The 16,877-nt window shown below is 36.6% G+C and carries 14 protein-coding genes; 6 read left to right on the top strand and 8 right to left on the bottom strand.

Features of this window, described 5'->3' with window-relative positions:
• Entirely contained in the window at nt 1-621 is a 621-nt protein-coding gene (locus AC0L3Q_RS12120) for a DUF4139 domain-containing protein (RefSeq protein WP_473286805.1), read from the top strand.
• On the opposite strand, the gene AC0L3Q_RS12115 is transcribed toward AC0L3Q_RS12120, so the two are convergent.
• Together AC0L3Q_RS12115 and AC0L3Q_RS12110 are read right to left on the bottom strand one after the other, a co-directional pair.
• Complete coding sequence (locus AC0L3Q_RS12115; RefSeq protein WP_473286803.1) at nt 618-1,022, bottom strand: hypothetical protein; 405 nt, start codon at nt 1,020-1,022, stop codon at nt 618-620. The two genes, AC0L3Q_RS12120 and AC0L3Q_RS12115, sit on opposite strands and share 4 nt — an antisense overlap.
• Nucleotides 1,023-1,105: 83 nt before the next feature.
• Entirely contained in the window at nt 1,106-2,560 is a 1,455-nt protein-coding gene (locus AC0L3Q_RS12110) for a pyridoxal phosphate-dependent decarboxylase family protein (protein ID WP_473286801.1), read from the bottom strand.
• 105 nt (nt 2,561-2,665) lie between these two features.
• On the opposite strand from AC0L3Q_RS12110, the gene AC0L3Q_RS12105 reads away from it, so the two are divergent.
• A complete protein-coding gene (locus AC0L3Q_RS12105; protein ID WP_473286799.1) occupies nt 2,666-3,547 on the top strand; it encodes a LysR family transcriptional regulator in 882 nt (293 codons plus the stop codon).
• A 10-nt stretch (nt 3,548-3,557) separates the two neighbouring features.
• Here the strand turns inward: AC0L3Q_RS12105 and AC0L3Q_RS12100 are convergent, their stop codons facing one another.
• From AC0L3Q_RS12100 to gndA, 4 genes are all read right to left on the bottom strand, one after another.
• On the bottom strand, nt 3,558-4,883 hold the full coding sequence (locus AC0L3Q_RS12100) for a dicarboxylate/amino acid:cation symporter (RefSeq protein WP_473286798.1): 1,326 nt from the start codon (nt 4,881-4,883) through the stop codon (nt 3,558-3,560).
• Nucleotides 4,884-4,982: 99 nt separating this feature from the next.
• The gene (aroC, locus tag AC0L3Q_RS12095; RefSeq protein WP_473286796.1) at nt 4,983-6,047 is read right to left on the bottom strand and encodes a chorismate synthase; all 1,065 of its coding nucleotides are present in this window, start codon (nt 6,045-6,047) and stop codon (nt 4,983-4,985) included.
• 181 nt (nt 6,048-6,228) lie between these two features.
• Entirely contained in the window at nt 6,229-7,572 is a 1,344-nt protein-coding gene (locus AC0L3Q_RS12090) for a GntP family permease (protein WP_473286794.1), read from the bottom strand.
• A gap of 3 nt (nt 7,573-7,575) precedes the next feature.
• The gene (gene gndA, locus AC0L3Q_RS12085) at nt 7,576-9,486 is read right to left on the bottom strand and encodes an NADP-dependent phosphogluconate dehydrogenase (RefSeq protein WP_473286792.1); all 1,911 of its coding nucleotides are present in this window, start codon (nt 9,484-9,486) and stop codon (nt 7,576-7,578) included.
• Nucleotides 9,487-9,736: 250 nt separating this feature from the next.
• Here gndA and AC0L3Q_RS12080 point away from each other — a divergent pair, with 250 nt between their 5' ends.
• Both AC0L3Q_RS12080 and AC0L3Q_RS12075 read left to right on the top strand, forming a co-directional pair.
• A complete protein-coding gene (locus AC0L3Q_RS12080; protein ID WP_473286790.1) occupies nt 9,737-10,588 on the top strand; it encodes a UDP-2,3-diacylglucosamine diphosphatase in 852 nt (283 codons plus the stop codon).
• Between the two features lie 50 nt (nt 10,589-10,638).
• Nucleotides 10,639-11,937 (top strand): esterase-like activity of phytase family protein, encoded by a 1,299-nt coding sequence (locus AC0L3Q_RS12075; RefSeq protein WP_473286789.1) that lies wholly within the window; start codon nt 10,639-10,641, stop codon nt 11,935-11,937.
• Here the strand turns inward: AC0L3Q_RS12075 and AC0L3Q_RS12070 are convergent.
• On the bottom strand, nt 11,927-14,854 hold the full coding sequence (locus tag AC0L3Q_RS12070; RefSeq protein WP_473286788.1) for an FAD-binding and (Fe-S)-binding domain-containing protein: 2,928 nt from the start codon (nt 14,852-14,854) through the stop codon (nt 11,927-11,929). The two genes, AC0L3Q_RS12075 and AC0L3Q_RS12070, sit on opposite strands and share 11 nt — an antisense overlap.
• Nucleotides 14,844-15,329 carry an Lrp/AsnC family transcriptional regulator gene (locus AC0L3Q_RS12065; RefSeq protein ID WP_073313354.1) on the bottom strand — a complete coding sequence of 162 codons (486 nt, stop codon included), beginning with the start codon at nt 15,327-15,329 and terminating at the stop codon, nt 14,844-14,846. The genes AC0L3Q_RS12070 and AC0L3Q_RS12065 overlap by 11 nt, the downstream gene beginning before the upstream one ends.
• 159 nt (nt 15,330-15,488) lie before the next feature.
• On the opposite strand from AC0L3Q_RS12065, the gene AC0L3Q_RS12060 reads away from it, so the two are divergent.
• Nucleotides 15,489-16,301 (top strand): 2-oxoadipate dioxygenase/decarboxylase family protein, encoded by an 813-nt coding sequence (locus AC0L3Q_RS12060; RefSeq protein WP_473286787.1) that lies wholly within the window; start codon nt 15,489-15,491, stop codon nt 16,299-16,301.
• 78 nt (nt 16,302-16,379) lie between these two features.
• On the top strand, nt 16,380-16,868 hold the full coding sequence (locus tag AC0L3Q_RS12055) for a hypothetical protein (protein WP_073313330.1): 489 nt from the start codon (nt 16,380-16,382) through the stop codon (nt 16,866-16,868).
• Nucleotides 16,869-16,877: the final 9 nt, after the last annotated feature.

Here is a 16,877-nt window from a genome sequence, read left to right as displayed (position 1 = left end):
GTGAAAGAAGAAGGAATTACCAACACTCGATTCAAAATCAAGAAAAAATACAGCATCCCATCTAATGCTGATATTACGATAATAGAAATCGATAATTTTGAAATCCGAACAGATTACAATCATTATGTTGCTCCAGAATTAAACGAAAATGTATTTCTAACTGCAAAACTTGCCAATTGGGAACAGTTCAATCTACTTGCTGGAGAAGCCAACATCTACTTTGAAGGCAGTTATGCAGGCAAAACAAATATAGATCCATTGAATACTACAGATACTTTGACTGTCTCTTTAGGTGTTGATCCTAATATTGTGGTAAAAAGAGAACAACTTAAAAACTTCAAAAGCAAAAACTTTACTGGTAATAGTAAAATTGTAAATCGAGCTTATAAAATCACCATCAAAAACAACAAAAAAAGCAACATAAATATCACGGTTGAAGATCGTATCCCTGTTTCCCAAAATAAAGATATCAAACTGGATGAAGTTCAAACAGATCAAGCGGTTTACGATTCAAAAAAGGGAATATTGACCTGGAAGCTGGATATGCAACCTAACCAAAAACTGGAAAAACAGTTTTCATACCAGGTAAAACATCCACGCAGCAGAAGAATTAGTCTTTAACGTTGAAATGTAAAACGAAAACCGTCTCTAAAAGTCTCATCTACGATAAATTGATTGCTGGTGAGTTCAAAATTACCGATGTTACGTCCATCAACCAGTATTTCTTGATTACCTCCTTGAGCAGTAATGATCGTATACGTATAGGTCCCTGAAGGGAAAGAATCCTCCAGCGTGGTATCAGTATTGTTATTGGTAATAGTGATGGTTTGGCTACTTTCTTCAAAATCCCAAGTAATTAACCCACTTTCGAAATCATGATCTGTACCCACAAAACCACCTGTAACATTTATCAAATTCCAGACTCCATCTATGCCTGTTAGTGGGATTATAACATTAGTATCATCATCCCCACTGCATCCTAATACAATGGCTAATATCGTTATATAGAGTGCCCTTTTCATTTGTAATAAGTTTTGGTTAATTCTTTCTATATAACTGTAGATGAAGACCTTTTAGTGTTCGTTGCGTTATTAAATGTTAAAAATTAGAGTGAATTAGATACTTTTTCTTTTACAAATGCGGTTCCGAGATGATGCACCTCTTCTATCAATGCTATCAAATCATCCTTGGTTGTTAATGGATTCATCATCGTTGTACGTAAGTATTTTTCTCCATTTATGGTAGTCTGTACTACATAAAATTTACCCGATTGAATAAGAGCCTGTCGTATGTTATTATTCAATGTATTTAAATCAATATTAACCTGTCCCGGAACATATCTGAAATTTACAATATTTGCTTGTGGATGATGAGCAAGTTCAAAACTTTCTTGTTTGTCTATCATTTCAGAAAATGTCTCTGCCAGATCATACAGTGTATTTACATTTTGAGTAAAAGCTTCTTCTCCGTATGCTTTCAAAATCGCATAAACTTTTATAGACATCATCAATTTGGTGCACTCAAAAGTTCGCTTCCCAGAATTATACCATTCTTGAGAATGCTGAGAATCCCATAAATATTGTGCTTTTTGTTCAAAAGTGCGATACGAGTCTCTTGAATTTTTAAATACCAGAGCAGTATTTAATGCAGGAGTCATCAACATCTTATGAAAATCCAAAACTACAGAATCTGCTTTTGCAATTCCTTTTACCAAATGCTTGTATTTTTCTGAAAAAATAACTCCGGCACCATGGGCTCCATCTACATGAAACCACAGGTTATGTGTATTCGCAAAATTTCCTAAAAATTCCAGATCATCATAAGATCCCGTTGCGGTAGAACATGCGCAACCGATAATAGCAATAACATGCAATCCTTTCGATTGAGCTTCTTCTAAACAATTGGCCACCTTTGAAGTATCGATACTATAATCACGGTTTACTGGCACCTTGATGATGCCTTCTTCTCCTAACCCTAAAATCCTTGCTGCTCGATCTATACAGTAGTGTGCTTCTTCTGATACCAGTATCGCTAACTTTTCCTGATGTCCTTTTTCCCATACTGAAGAAGGTGCTTTTGCTTTTCTAGCTGCTAGCAAAGCGGTAAGATTAGCTAAACTTCCTCCCGAAGTAAGCAATCCCGAGGCATTTTGATCGTATCCTATTCGCTGAGCTACCAAATCGGTTACAATTCGTTCTATAGCATTAGCCGCCATCCCCATCTCATAAACCCCTGTGCCATTGCTCATTACATCAGAAATTAATCCTGATAAACTTGAGATAAATGCAGGTACTGCTACCTGATGACCAATATATCTTGGGTGATGTACATTGATCGATTGAGACAAAATATTCCCAAACATATCCATAACTCCGGTATCCGAAGAGAAATCCTTTTTCCAATAATCTAGAACCACTTCAGGATCTTTATACGGTAGTACCGGGTGTTCTCTGTCACTTTGTACTTTTTCCAAATGATCTGCAAGCAAATCAATAAGCTCATGCCCTATTGTTCTAAAAACTGATGGGTCATACACATTCTCCAAAATATTTTTTTTCATAGCAAAAATCTTTCCCATTAGACATCTATTCGTTTTCAAAATTAATCATCATTATTTATAATAAAAAATACTTAATTTTGATAGAATAATAACAAAAATGCATTAATGAATATTCAAACTTTGCGAAATATTATCGTATTGGCAGAAAAATTAAACTTTACACGAGCTGCAGAGGAACTCAATATTGTTCAACCCGCTCTAAGTAGACAGATCAAGCTGTTAGAAGATGAAGTTGGAGCTATATTATTTAAAAGAGATAAACGTAATGTAGCGCTTACTCCGGCAGGAGAATACTTTGTAAAAGAATCGAAAAAGCTCATTGCCAATGCAGATAGGATGACTAAACAGGCTGCATACATTCATCATGGAGATGTGGGAGAGATTAGAATTGGTTTTACACACTCTATTATGCAAACCATATTACCTAACATATTGAAAACCATGAATGCTCAAATCCCTGGAATCAAAACCGTTTTACGAGAAATGAATAACCGGGATCAGTACTTAGCGTTGCAACAAAATGAATTGGATATAGGATTTGCTACCAATCCCCTGATCCCTTTTAATCTAACCAGTAAAGTATTACACATTGATAATTTTGCCGTGCTCTTGCCAGAAGATCATCCTGTAACGATATCCAACTATACTAATTTCTCTGTATTCTCTACTGATCAGTTTATTTTCCCATCAGTTGCCGATGGCCCCAACTATGTACATATTCTGGAATCTATATGTATAGATGCAGGTTTCAATCCTAAGGTAGTTCATGAAACAGATTCTGCTAGTTCCAGTTTTAGATTAGTTGAAGCTGGGTTAGGAATATCTTTAGAGCCTATATCCTCACTACATGACCACAATTTCCCAATAAAAAGTATTGAATTGGATAACATTACGCAAAAAGCCAAATTGACCATGATATGGAATCCTGAAAGAGAATCAGAATATCCTACCTTGTTTGAACTTTTAAAAAATTGGTCGGTAGATTAGTTACTTTCCTTTATTCTCCAGGATAATTATCATCCCAATCTTTAACATGCGGATCTCCTAGTTTACCAACCGACTTAGCTACAATCATAGATACGGTAGCATCTCCAGTTACATTGATAGTTGTACGAAGCATATCTAACGGTCGATCTACCGCAAAGATTAATGCTAATCCAATCGGTAATTTATCTGAAGGAAATCCAATAGCCTCCAAAACGATCACCAACATCACCATACCGGCTCCAGGTACTGCAGCTGATCCTATAGAAGCTAGTAAAGCAGTAAGTACAATAGTAATTTGATTGCTGAATGTTAACCCTTCTGGCCACAACACCTGCATAATAAAAACAGAGGCTACAGCTTGATATAAACTAGTACCATCCATATTAATAGTTGCTCCTACTGGCAATACAAAACTGGAAACTTCCTTATCCACTCCGATATGTTCTTCTACTCGTTCCATGGTAACAGGAAGCGTAGCAGCACTAGAACTGGTAGAGAACGCTAGTAATTGTGCTGGACTTATTTGTTTTAAAAACCAAAAAGGAGATTTTTTGGTAATAACAGCAACCAAAATACAGTAAAAAATAATCATTAAGGATAATCCAAATAATACGACTCCTGCATACTTCAATAACGCTAATAAGATATCCGGATCATCAGAGGTAACTACCACATTGGCCAACAAAGCAAACACTGCGTATGGTGCTGTAAGCATGATCAAGTCGACCATTTTTAGCACAACTTCATTCAAACTATCAAAAAACTTCTTTAGTGGCTCGGATTCTGACGGTTTTACCAACAACATACTTATCCCTAAGAAAATAGCGAAAAATATCACCTGAAGCATTAACTTGTTATTACTCATCGCAGCCACCGCATTTTGTGGTACCATATCCACTATAAATTGCAACGGACCACTTTCCTTCTGTCTACCAGCTTCAGCAATACGCTCAGAAATCTTTGAATTTCCTGCATACTCATTGGTTAACTTTTCGATAGTAGCTTCAGTAATTCCATCCCCGGGTTTTGCCACATTTACAATCAACAATCCTATCGTAATCGCTACCACAGTTGTTAGAATATAAATCACGATGGTTCTTCCACCTATCGCCTTGAATTTTGAAATATCTTTCAGATCAGAAATCCCTTTGATTAATGATGCTAAAATTAAAGGCACTGCAATCAATTTTAAAAGGTTCACAAAGATAGTTCCCAAGGGAGCTATCCAATCTCCTGTAAATCCTTTACCCCAAGAAACAGTTGTCATTATAAATCCGAATACTATCCCCAATAGCATTCCAATCATAATTTTCCAGTGCAGTGCTAGCTTTTTCATAAAAGTCATTTGTATAAAGTGGGTCGAATATATGAATTAAATACAAAAAAAGGTAACCCTATTGAGTTTACCGTAATTAATAATACTGTTATTTTGTATTTACTTTTTTATTGTGCGATTCATTAACCAATAATCTACCAATACCAAAGCGGCCATTGCTTCTACAATGGGCACCGCTCTAGGCACTACACAAGGGTCATGCCTTCCTTTTCCTTGCATGGTCAATGTATTTCCATCTTTATCAATAGTTTCCTGATCTTGCATAATGGTAGCTACAGGTTTAAATGCTACATTGAAATAGATATCCATCCCATTAGAAATCCCTCCTTGAATACCACCAGAGAGGTTAGTTTTTGTACTACCATCTGTATTGAACAAATCGTTGTGTTCACTTCCTTTTAAGGCAGCTCCATCAAATCCACTACCATACTCAAAACCTTTTACAGCATTGATCGAAAGCATAGCTTTACCCAATTCTGCATGTAACTTATCAAAAACAGGTTCTCCCAATCCAACAGATACTCCGGAGATCGCACAACTTACAATCCCACCAACCGTGTCTCCTTCTTTTCGTATCTGTTTGATGTATTGTTCCATTTCACCAGCCATTTCTGGATCGGGACAGCGAACAATATTACTTTCTGTTTGTGATAAATCTAATTCGGTATGACTTTTTTGTAATTTCAAAGTACCTACACCACTTACATATGCATTAATAGATACATCCGATAAGATTTGCTTTGCAATAGCTCCAGCTACTACTCTACTTGCGGTTTCTCTTGCCGAAGACCTTCCTCCTCCTCTGTAATCACGAATCCCATACTTTTGGTCATAGGTATAATCTGCATGCGAAGGACGATAAGAATCTTTGATATGAGAGTAATCCTTGGACTTTTGATTCGCATTTTTAATCACGAAGCCGATAGGTGTTCCTGTAGTAACACCTTCAAAAATACCAGAATAGAACTCCACGGTATCCGGTTCTTTCCGCTGTGTTACGATTGCAGATTGTCCTGGTTTTCTTCTGTCTAATTCTTGCTGAATTGCTTCTAAATCTAATGTAACACCTGATGGGCAACCATCAATAATACCTCCAATTGCAACCCCATGAGATTCACCGAAAGTAGTGAGCTTAAAAAGGTTTCCAAATGTATTTCCTGCCATGCATTTCTTATTTTCAACAAATGTAATTGTTAATCTCTAAAAACCCGCTAGTAATATGACAGAAAAAATGGGTAATGTCTATTCTAAATTAAATCAATTTCAATTTAGCTTTATTTTTTTTGAAAATCTGACATTAGATGAGTCTCAAAAGGGATTAGTATGCCGATACCTACACTAGTTTTTAGAACAAATACCAACAAATCATAGCAGTAAACAGTCCTGTTAAAGCAATCAAAGTGGTCATTACTGTCCAGGAACGGAAAGTTTGTTTTTCTGTGAGTCCCAAATACTGTCCTACTAACCAAAACCCACTATCATTTACATGCGACAAAATTGTAGACCCAGAAGCTACAGCAATTACTGTAAGTGCAATCTGAGCCGGACTGAAATCACCCGAAGCAATTACAGGTGACATAATTCCAGCACTGGCAATCATAGCCGTGGTTGCTGATCCTTGTAACACTCTGATTAATGAAGCAATGATAAATGCAAACAACAAAGGATGTATCGCTGCATCTTGTAAGGTAGACGCCAATAATTCTCCCACCTTGGTATCCACCAAAATTTGTTTGAATGCTCCTCCTGCTCCAGTTAATAGTATAATTGCCCCAGCCGGTTTAAAAGATTCCATAGAAAGTTTTAGGAGTGCATCTTTACCTACAGCTCTCCGAACTCCCAGTACATACCATGCCAATAAGTTAGCTATCAATAAAGCAGAAAAAGGATGTCCTAATAAAGACACTATATAAATTACTTGTTTGGGTAAAGACTCGTGATCAAACCAGTCTCCCAACAACAAAGTTTTTATGACTATCAAAAGAATAGGTAATACAATAATGCCAATTATAGTAAAAGGATTAGGAGATGTAACCTCCTCATCGGCTACCAAATTCATCTCTGGGGGTACTACTTCTATTCGTTTCGAAATATAATTTGCAAAGAGAGGCCCTCCAATTATCGCTGCTGGGATACCCACGATAAAACCAAATACAATAACCCATCCCAAATTTGCACCTAATATATCTGCCACTGCAATTGGGCCAGGTGTTGGAGGTATAAAACTATGGGTAATCGCTAATCCTGCTAACAAAGGGATCGCGTACAACAATAACGATTTCCCGGTCTTTTTTGCTATAGCATATACTAGAGGGATCAGAATAATGAATGCAACATCAAAAAAAACAGGAATAGCCACAATAAAACCTGTAACCATCAAAGCCCAGGAAGCATTTTTATCTCCAAACAATTTCAGGATATAGGTAGCTAATCCTCGTGCACCTCCAGAGTTTTCTAGCAATCCTCCAAAGAGTGCTCCCAAACCCACTACTGTCGCTACAAACCCTAACGTATTTCCCATCCCATTTTTGATACTCTCAAAAATCACATCTGGGGATAGTCCTGCACCAATCCCTACTATTATGCATACAATCAACAATGCAATAAAGGCCTGCATTCTTAATTTTAATATCATAAAAAGTAATGCAAAAACACCTATACCTACTGCAATCAATAAATTGTAATCCATGTGTTATATATTTTTCCAATCTGTATGAAAATAAACTCCCTCTTCATTATCCACCCGCTGATACGTATGAGCCCCAAAATAATCTCTCTGCGCTTGTAACATATTGGCAGACATGGTTTCCGATGTATAATTCAACAAATAATTAGCTGCAGCCGATAATACTGGCAAAGGGCATTTCATACCAATCCCTTTTGACACCACTGTTGTCAATGCATCTATACTTTTGTCAAGAGTTTCTACAACTTTTGGAAGCATCAATAGTGGAGTGTTGTTATTATCTTTAAAAAATAGTTTGAGGTTCTCCATCAGATCGCTTCTTATGATACATCCTCTAGTCCATATTCTGGCAATTTCTGAGAAGTTTAGCTCCCACTTATTTTCTTTAGCGGCTTGTTTCATCAAGTCAAAACCAATAGCGTGATTAACCAAACTAGCTGCATAATACGCCTGCTCCAACATCTCCACAATAGATGGATCAGTCTTTAATGTACTAAAAGATCTAGCATATACTTTTGATGCTTCAATACGTTCTTCTTTTTTTGCTGATAAACACCTAGTCATTACCGCTTCAGAAATCGTAGACACCGGAATACCATAGGTTAATGCTGCTTGCGTGGACCATCCTCCTGTACCCTTTTGCCCTGCCTTGTCCAAAATCTTATCGATCAAGAAATCTTCTCCTTCCTTTTTCTGAAGAATATCTGCTGTAATTTCTAAAAGATAGCTGTCTTTGTTATTGGATCTCCAGGACGTAAAAATTTCATGGATGGCATCAGGTGAATTGCCTAAATGAAATCGAAGAAAATGATAAATTTCGGCCAACAATTGCATCTCTGCATATTCGATCCCATTGTGCACCATCTTTACAAAATGACCGGCTCCATCCCGACTAATATAAGAACAACACGGATTTCCTTTTTCATCTTTGGCGGCAATGGCTTCCAGAAATTGACCACAATTCTCATATCCTTTTTCAGAACCGCCAGGCATAATCGACGGACCATAAAGCGCACCCTCTTCTCCTCCTGATATTCCGGCTCCAACATATAAAATTCCTTTTTTTCTGAGTTTTGCTTCTCTAGTCAAGGTGGCTTTGTAATGTGAGTTTCCCCCATCAATTACACAGTCATTTTCGTCTAACAGAGGTAACAACTGTTCTATCACCACATCAACCGCTGGTCCGGCATTGACCATCATTAAAATCGTTCTGGGTTGTGCTAATGACTCTACAAACATTGACAAATCATCAAACCCTTGTGGGATATTGGAATGCTCACTTACAAAGTTCTTGGCAATATCTTCTTCTTTCCCTGCCAGATGACGATTAAAAACAGACAAACGAAATCCCTTGGATAATATATTTGTTGCCAAACTCTTGCCCATCACGCCTAAGCCGATTACTCCTATTTCTGATTTTTGCATCTTAAGTTTTGATTCTATTTCCTCTACAATTTTTTGTATCTCCTGATCAATATCTACTGAAATTCCATCTTTCCAAACTTCTAAAGTATCAAACTGCGATTGCAGCATTTCTGAAGTAAAAAAATGATTTTTTCTGGATTGCATTCGCTCAAAAATCAGCTCATAACTCCCTTTCAAAAAAATCCATTTCACGGCTTCTGGAACAACAGAAGCTAATATGTTACGATAACTCACCTTGAGAGCAGAGCAAGCCAAAACCGCACCCTCATTAGTACTCCATTTTGAAATGTTATTTGCCAAACCCTGTAACCACGGAGCTCTATCATCATCATTAAGGGGAAAACCTTTGGCCATTTTTTGAATATTCCTTTCAGGATGGAAATCATCAGCATCATAAAATGGAACTTCCATTTTCTTTGCCAACGCTGACCCTATTGTTGTCTTTCCGCTTCCAGAAACTCCATAAACGATATACACTGGTTTTGTAATCATATCTCTATTTTCCCCTTGTCAAAAAGTTGAGTTACTTTCTAGATAAGAGTTCATTATTTGAGTTATATAGACGAATTATCTAAAATTAAATAGTATCCATCGAATGTTAAGAACTTTTTGATAATAATTTTTACGTAATGTTTACGTAATACGAGGTTTAAATCTTTAATTACTGGTAACAATCTCCTTATAATTGGTTAATTATACTTTAACTCAAGAATGTTTTATTTGCAGGAATAAGTCCTGTTTTATGAAAAAACGTGCTGTTGATCTTGTTGTTATTTCTGATGTTCACTTGGGCACCTATGGTTGTCACGCCAAAGAACTTCTTCATTATTTGAACAGTATCAAACCCAAAATATTGATTCTAAATGGGGATATCATCGATATCTGGCAATTTAGGAAACGTTATTTCCCTAAACCTCATCTCAAGGTGATTAAGAAGATCATTTCGTTTGCCTCAAAAGGAACTGAAGTGATCTACATTACAGGAAATCATGATGAAATGCTCCGAAAGTTTAGTAATACCGAGATGGGAAGCTTTAAATTAGTAGACAAATTGGTTTTGGAGCTTGATGGAAAACAAGCTTGGTTTTTTCATGGTGATATTTTTGATGCTTCTATCCAAAATGCAAAATGGTTGGCAAAATTAGGAGGATGGGGATATGACATGTTGATTCTTTTAAATCAATTGATCAACTGGTTTTTGGTAAAATTCGGAAAGGAGAAATTCTCATTATCAAAGAAAATCAAAAATAGTGTCAAAAAAGCAGTAAAATACATCAGTGATTTTGAAGATGTGGCCGCAGAATTGGCGGTAAAAAACAACTACGAATTTGTAGTTTGTGGGCATATTCATCAACCACAAATGAGAACATATACAGATAAAAACGGATCGTGTATATACTTAAATTCCGGAGATTGGATAGAGAATTTAACTTCTTTAGAATATCATGACCAAGAATGGAAGTTAATTCATTACCAACAAGAATTAATGGAATCCTATGAAGAGCCTCAAGAAGAGATTGAAAATATCGGATTGGACTTGGAAGGATTACAGCCCTCCTTTTTGATGAACTCAATTTTGAACAAAAAAATATAAGCTTTACAGATTTCTAATCACACAACGTCTTACTAATACATCTAAATCTTATGAAAACTCTAAAAACCTTGCTACCTGTTGTGGTGGCACTACTCTTGTATTCTTGTGACTACCTCGATGACTATACCGGAGGTCCAATATCTGTTCCACCCCAATTAGTCTTGGAAGAAAATACGCAATACGAATTACCTTTTGATGTGCTAACTACAACTACCGAAGGTGTCGAGATAAGAAATGGAGGATATGGATCTGGTGCTACCGCCCATCCGACAAAGAAGGGAGAATTTTATGCCATTACCGATCGTGGTCCCAATACCGATTTTCTTGATGGAAAAAAATTCCCTGTAGCCAGTTACACTCCAAGAATTGGGTTATTTGCTGTTACAGCTGAAGGCAATATCATCCTCAAAAAAGAAATCTTATTGAAAGACCCCAACGGAAACCCAATTTCAGGAATCCCTAATCCCGAAGGGAAAGGTGCAACCGGAGAAATCCCTTACGATATTGATGGAAATCAATTGCCATTTGATGATTTTGGGTTGGATGCCGAGGGTATTGTAGCCCTACACGACGGTACTTTTTGGATTTCTGATGAATACGGCCCGCATATCGTACATTATTCTCAGGATGGTGTTGAGCTGGAACGTATTTCCCCTATCGGTATTAATGAAGGGAATGGAGGACGGAAAATACCTGCAGTATTTGGTAAACGAAGACCAAATCGAGGAATGGAAGGTTTAGGAATCACTCCAGATGAATCTACATTAGTGGGTATCATGCAATCTACAATGTACAATCCTATACGAATCAGAACTGACCTTACTCGTATTTTGTTTTTTGACTTACAAACAGATGCAACCAAACAGTTTCTGTACAGACAAGAAGATGCTAATTTGTCCAATTCTGAAATTGTTGGCCTGTCCAATACAGAATTCTTGGTCATAGAAAGAGATGGGAAGTTTTCCGGAAGTGGACCAGCACAAAAGCATATCTATAAGATTGACGTTTCTAATGCCACCGATGTTAGTGCAGCAAATGATAGTGATGAGTTTGGGCTCCTAATTAACGAGAAAACTCTGGAAGAGTCAAGCTGGGAAGAACTGGAAGCCGCAGGAATTCAAACAGTTTCCAAGGTTCTGGTTGCGGATTTGGTGAATAAAACTGGATATCCTCACGATAAGCTTGAGGGCATTTGGTTAATCGATAAGCATACATTAGGATGCATTAATGATGATGATTTTGCCGTTACCGATGATGACGATAATGGCATTATCGAACAAAAAATACTTCCTGGTACTACACCTACCATAGACGCTAGTTCACTCTATATGATTAAAGTTAATTTTTAATCAGAGCATCATACAATATAGAGACGGGATGCAGTGCTTCGCGCTGTGTTCCGTCTTTTATTTGATGTCTACAACTTGTCCCGACAGCAGCAATAAGCGTATCTTTTGGAGCCTTTCTTACTGCTGGGAGTAAGGTTTGCTCCCCAACTTTCATACTGATTTCATAGTGCTCCTTTTGATAACCAAATGATCCTGCCATACCACAACATCCCGAAGGGATAATAGTTACTTTGAAGTTTTCTGGTAAATTCAAAGCTGTGAACGTATGATGTACTCCAGACAAGGCCTTTTGATGACAGTGTCCATGTAACTTTACGGTTTTATTTTCTGTTGAAAATTGATTTTGTTTTATATTTCTTAGTTCAATTTCCGAAGCTAAAAATTCATCGATCAAATACGTATTTGAAGCTAGCTGTTTTGCCTTGTTCTTATCTTTCGCTAATCTGGGATATTCATCTCTGAATGTAAGAATAGCAGAAGGCTCAATCCCAATCAATGGAGTGTCTTGGGATACAAAAGGAGCAAAAAGTTCTATATTTTGATTGGCAAACTTCTTGGCATGCTGTAATAACCCTTTTGAAATATATGATCGGCCACTCTCCTTATGATCTGCAATTTTGACCTCATAATTCAGTTTTGTCAGTAATTTTATTGCATCAATTCCTATTTCCGTATCTAAATGATTCGTAAACTCATCTACAAAAAGGTATACAGATTTGATGGGATTTTCTGGTTGTAAACTTTTAAGGTTTTGATCACACCATTTCCGTAAAGACAACTTGCTCAGTACTGGGAGTTCCCGTTCTTTAGCAATTCCAAATGCAGATTTCAAAATTCCCGAAGTGAAACTATTAGTAAAAAAGAAATTAGTGATACCCGTACTTATTCGCCCTAATTCATTCAAACGATTATTGTGCGCAAATAGCTTTGTTCTTAGGGATGTTCCATTTTCTTTTTGGTATTGATATTCGAATTCTGCCTTTAGTGCAGCTACATCTACATTAGAAGGACATTCACTTGCACATCCTTTACAACTTAAACATAAATCGAATACTTCTTTTAATTCCTTGTGATCAAAGTTGTTCTCTTTGTTACCAGTAGTAAGAAACTCTCTTAGCGCATTGGCTCTTCCCCTAGTTGTATCTTTTTCATTTTTTGTAGCCCGATAACTTGGGCACATCGTCCCTCCAGCTTCTACCGATTTCCTACAATCTCCACTCCCATTACACTTTTCTGCGGCTCTTAGAATTCCTAAGGAATCTGAAAAGTCAAGCAATGTATCTATATCTGGTTCCTTTCGATCCACTTCGTAACGCAACTTTTCATCCATTGCATATGCATCAACAATCTTTCCCGGATTAAAAATAGCGTTAGGATCAAATAGTTTTTTGATTCGCTTTACGATTTCAAAATTATCATTACCAATCATATAAGGAATATAACTGGCTCTTACGATACCATCTCCATGTTCTCCACTCATCGATCCCTGGTATTTTTTCACCAAAGTAGCAACATCGTCGGTAATTTTCTTGAAGAGTGTTACATCTTCGCTTTTCTTCAAATCCAATATGGGGCGTAAATGCAATTCTCCTGCCCCAGCATGGGCATAATAAACCGCCTGCTGATCATAAGATTTCATCACTTCGGTAAACTCAGAAATATATGAAGCCAAATCAGGAATGGCTACTGCAGTATCCTCTATGCAGGCTACGGCTTTTTTATCACCAACAATATTACCCAACAACCCCAGACCTGCTTTTCGAAGTTCTAAGGCTTGGTCAATTTCTTTACCTCTCAATATAGGATTTGCATAGCTAAGCCCAGAATCTTGAATTTCAGCAAGCAGTTGTTTTTCCTGGATTTCCAGATCATCTTTGCTATTACTCCTCAACTCTAACATCAATATCGCTTGCGGATCACCATCGATAAAAAATCGGTTTTTCAATTGCTCGATGTTATTAAGTGTACAATCAAGAATCGTTTTATCCATCATCTCACAAGTAAATAACTTATGTTGCATAACAGGGCTAACCGCGTTCATACAATCCTCGATGCTATTAAAGTGTGCAGCGATCATAGAGGATTCTTCTGGCGGGAGCTCATCCAACTGTAATGTAATTTCTGTAGTAAAAGCCAGTGTTCCCTCACTACCCGATAACAGCTTACACATATTAAAGGGTTGGTTATTATCAGAGAAAACTTCAGATTCAATCAATTCATCGATTGCATATCCTGTATTACGACGGTGAATCTCGGCCTTTGGAAAATTGGCTTTGATTTGCTCTTGTATTGCTGTAGGAGAAAGTTCATCATAAATAGTCTGATAAATAGAACCTTCAAATGAAGACAATTGCCTTTTTGCATGAAACTCTTCCAAAGATATATTAGAAAAAGAAGCCTCACTACCATCTGACAATATGATCTTCATTTCTAGCACCTTATCACGAGTAACACCATATTGTATGGAGGTGGTGCCACTACTATTATTACCCACCATTCCTCCTATCATACACCTATTAGAGGTTGAAGTATTGGGACCAAAGAACAGTCCATATGGTTTTAGATATCTATTTAAATCATCTCGAATTACACCTGGTTGAACGGTAACTGTTTTGTTCGCTTCGTCTACCGCAACTATTTTGGTAAAATGCTTGGATACATCTACCACTATTCCTTCTCCAACACATTGACCGGCAAGAGAAGTTCCTGCTGTTCTGGGAATAATGCCTATTTTATGTTTTTCGGCAAAAGTGATTATCTTTTTTATGTCGGCTACCGTCTTTGGAAATGCTACGGCCATTGGTATTATTCTATATACTGAGGCGTCTGTAGCATATAACCGCTTGGAGAGTGAATCAAATCTAAACTCTCCCTCCAGTGTATTCTGAAATTGGTGAAGTAATGCCTTATTGATCATAAACATCTTTCTTCGTTAAAGCTTCTAACGATACGGGTCTTTTGAAATTGGTATCAAAACAAATAAAACTATCAGTTCCTGCTACTCCATCGATATGATGAACTTGCTCATATAGAATTTTTCTTAGGTGGTGGTTATCATATGCAAAAATAAGAATGAAAATAGCATAATTACCAGATACAAAATTACATTCTAAAATTTCTGGTATTTTTTTTAACCCTGCAACCACTTGTTCAGCATATCTGGCCTCTCTAAGACGTATACCCACATATGATTTTGTTCTGAAACCGATCTTTTTTTCATCCACGACAAATTCTGCCTTGGCAATGACTCCTTGTTCTTTTAGCTTTCGAATGCGCTGATGTACAAGCGAATTAGAAATTTTTAAGTCTTCTGCTATCTGAGAGAAAGGTTTTCTTGCATCCTCTCTGATCTGTAACAAAATTTGCTGATCGATATAATCAAAATGATGCATGACAGTATTGTTTTATAGATGAAATTATTCTAAACAGAGTCATTTTTAAATCGTTTACTGTTATTTTAACACAAAAATAAACCTAACAAGATTAAATAGACTACATATAACACTAATTAAAGTCAAAACTAATAATTTTACATCAAAAAACAAGACGTTATGGATACTACTGATTTTTTTAATGAATTATGGAAACAATATACTACCAAGACTCCCTCTGCCCAAAAGGTAAAATCACTATTAGAGCAGGAAGGGAATACCGTTTTTAATGATCATATTGCAATACGAACTTTCAACGATCCCAGAGTAAACATCGATGTACTCTCTAGTGTTTTTATACAAATGGGATATATCTCAAAAGGAGAATATCGTTTTGAAGCTAAAAAGTTATATGCAAAACATTTTGAACATCAAGAGCATCCAAATGCTCCAAAAATTTTTATCAGTCAATTGTTGTTGGAAGAATGCTCTTCTCAATTACAAAACACAGTTAAGGAACTACTAGATGAAGTAGATCAAGAAGTATTCTTGCAGGATGATCTGATTCTGAAAGGTAGGGTTTGGAAAACTCCTTCGTATGCTACCTATACTACATTGCTTGAAGAATCTGAATATGCCGCATGGATGTATGTTAATGGTTTTTGTTCAAATCACTTTACCGTAGACGTAAACAAATTGAGTTCTTTTCATACGCTAGAGCAGGTAAATCATTTCTTGAAAGACAATGGTTTCCAGATGAATACTTCGGGTGGAGAAATCAAAGGTTCTGCAGATCAACTTTTGGAACAATCCAGCATACTGGCGGATAAAATTGAATTCGAGTTTGAAGAAGGAAAGCAAAACATCACTTCATGTTATTATGAATTTGCTTATCGCTACCCAAAACAAGACGGAACGCTATTTACCGGATTTATAGCAAACTCCGCTGACAAAATCTTTGAAAGCACTGACATGCTACTACAAAAATCGTAATAAATGTCGACAAAATACATTAAAAGTAGATATGGAACGTTATATTTGATATCATAAATCTAAAAAACCTATTTAACTATGACAAAACGTATTTTATTTATTGTAGCTTTTATTGTAGCGTCGATAAGTACAGTTCAATCACAAGAAATTTCTAAGCATGCATTAGGTTTGAGGTTGGGAGATGATGATGGTTTTGGTGCAGAAATATCTTATCAATTAGGCTTAAGCGGAAACAATCGACTTGAGTTTGATTTGGGATGGAGAGATTTCGATTTTGGAGATGCTATCAAATTTACAGGGCTATACCAATGGGTATTTAATCTGGACAAAGGATTTAATTGGTATGTAGGTCCTGGTGGAGGATTTGTATATGTAGATCTGGATGATAATTTCCCTGGTGGAGATGATAGTGATACCTATCTATTTATCGCAGGTGACATCGGTATAGAATACAACTTCAATATCCCGATACTCATATCTCTTGATTTTAGACCAGAAATAGGTTTTGGAGACAATGATGATGATCTGGATTTTGACCTAGGGTTAGGAATCCGTTATCAGTTCTAATAGAAAAGA

Source organism: Aquimarina sp. KJ22-3, from assembly GCF_055808215.1.
This window is presented reverse-complemented; position numbering and strand designations above follow the sequence as displayed.

Bases quoted from the DNA above. Each gene is read 5' to 3' on its own strand.
- AC0L3Q_RS12115 (WP_473286803.1), bottom strand. From the start codon at position 1,022: ATGAAAAGGGCACTCTATATAACGATATTAGCCATTGTATTAGGATGC.
- AC0L3Q_RS12110 (WP_473286801.1), bottom strand. From the start codon at position 2,560: ATGAAAAAAAATATTTTGGAGAATGTGTATGACCCATCAGTTTTTAGA.
- AC0L3Q_RS12105 (WP_473286799.1), top strand. From the start codon at position 2,666: ATGAATATTCAAACTTTGCGAAATATTATCGTATTGGCAGAAAAATTA.
- AC0L3Q_RS12100 (WP_473286798.1), bottom strand. From the start codon at position 4,883: ATGAAAAAGCTAGCACTGCACTGGAAAATTATGATTGGAATGCTATTG.
- aroC (WP_473286796.1), bottom strand. From the start codon at position 6,047: ATGGCAGGAAATACATTTGGAAACCTTTTTAAGCTCACTACTTTCGGT.
- AC0L3Q_RS12090 (WP_473286794.1), bottom strand. From the start codon at position 7,572: ATGGATTACAATTTATTGATTGCAGTAGGTATAGGTGTTTTTGCATTA.
- gndA (WP_473286792.1), bottom strand. From the start codon at position 9,486: ATGATTACAAAACCAGTGTATATCGTTTATGGAGTTTCTGGAAGCGGA.
- AC0L3Q_RS12080 (WP_473286790.1), top strand. From the start codon at position 9,737: ATGAAAAAACGTGCTGTTGATCTTGTTGTTATTTCTGATGTTCACTTG.
- AC0L3Q_RS12075 (WP_473286789.1), top strand. From the start codon at position 10,639: ATGAAAACTCTAAAAACCTTGCTACCTGTTGTGGTGGCACTACTCTTG.
- AC0L3Q_RS12070 (WP_473286788.1), bottom strand. From the start codon at position 14,854: ATGATCAATAAGGCATTACTTCACCAATTTCAGAATACACTGGAGGGA.
- AC0L3Q_RS12065 (WP_073313354.1), bottom strand. From the start codon at position 15,329: ATGCATCATTTTGATTATATCGATCAGCAAATTTTGTTACAGATCAGA.
- AC0L3Q_RS12060 (WP_473286787.1), top strand. From the start codon at position 15,489: ATGGATACTACTGATTTTTTTAATGAATTATGGAAACAATATACTACC.
- AC0L3Q_RS12055 (WP_073313330.1), top strand. From the start codon at position 16,380: ATGACAAAACGTATTTTATTTATTGTAGCTTTTATTGTAGCGTCGATA.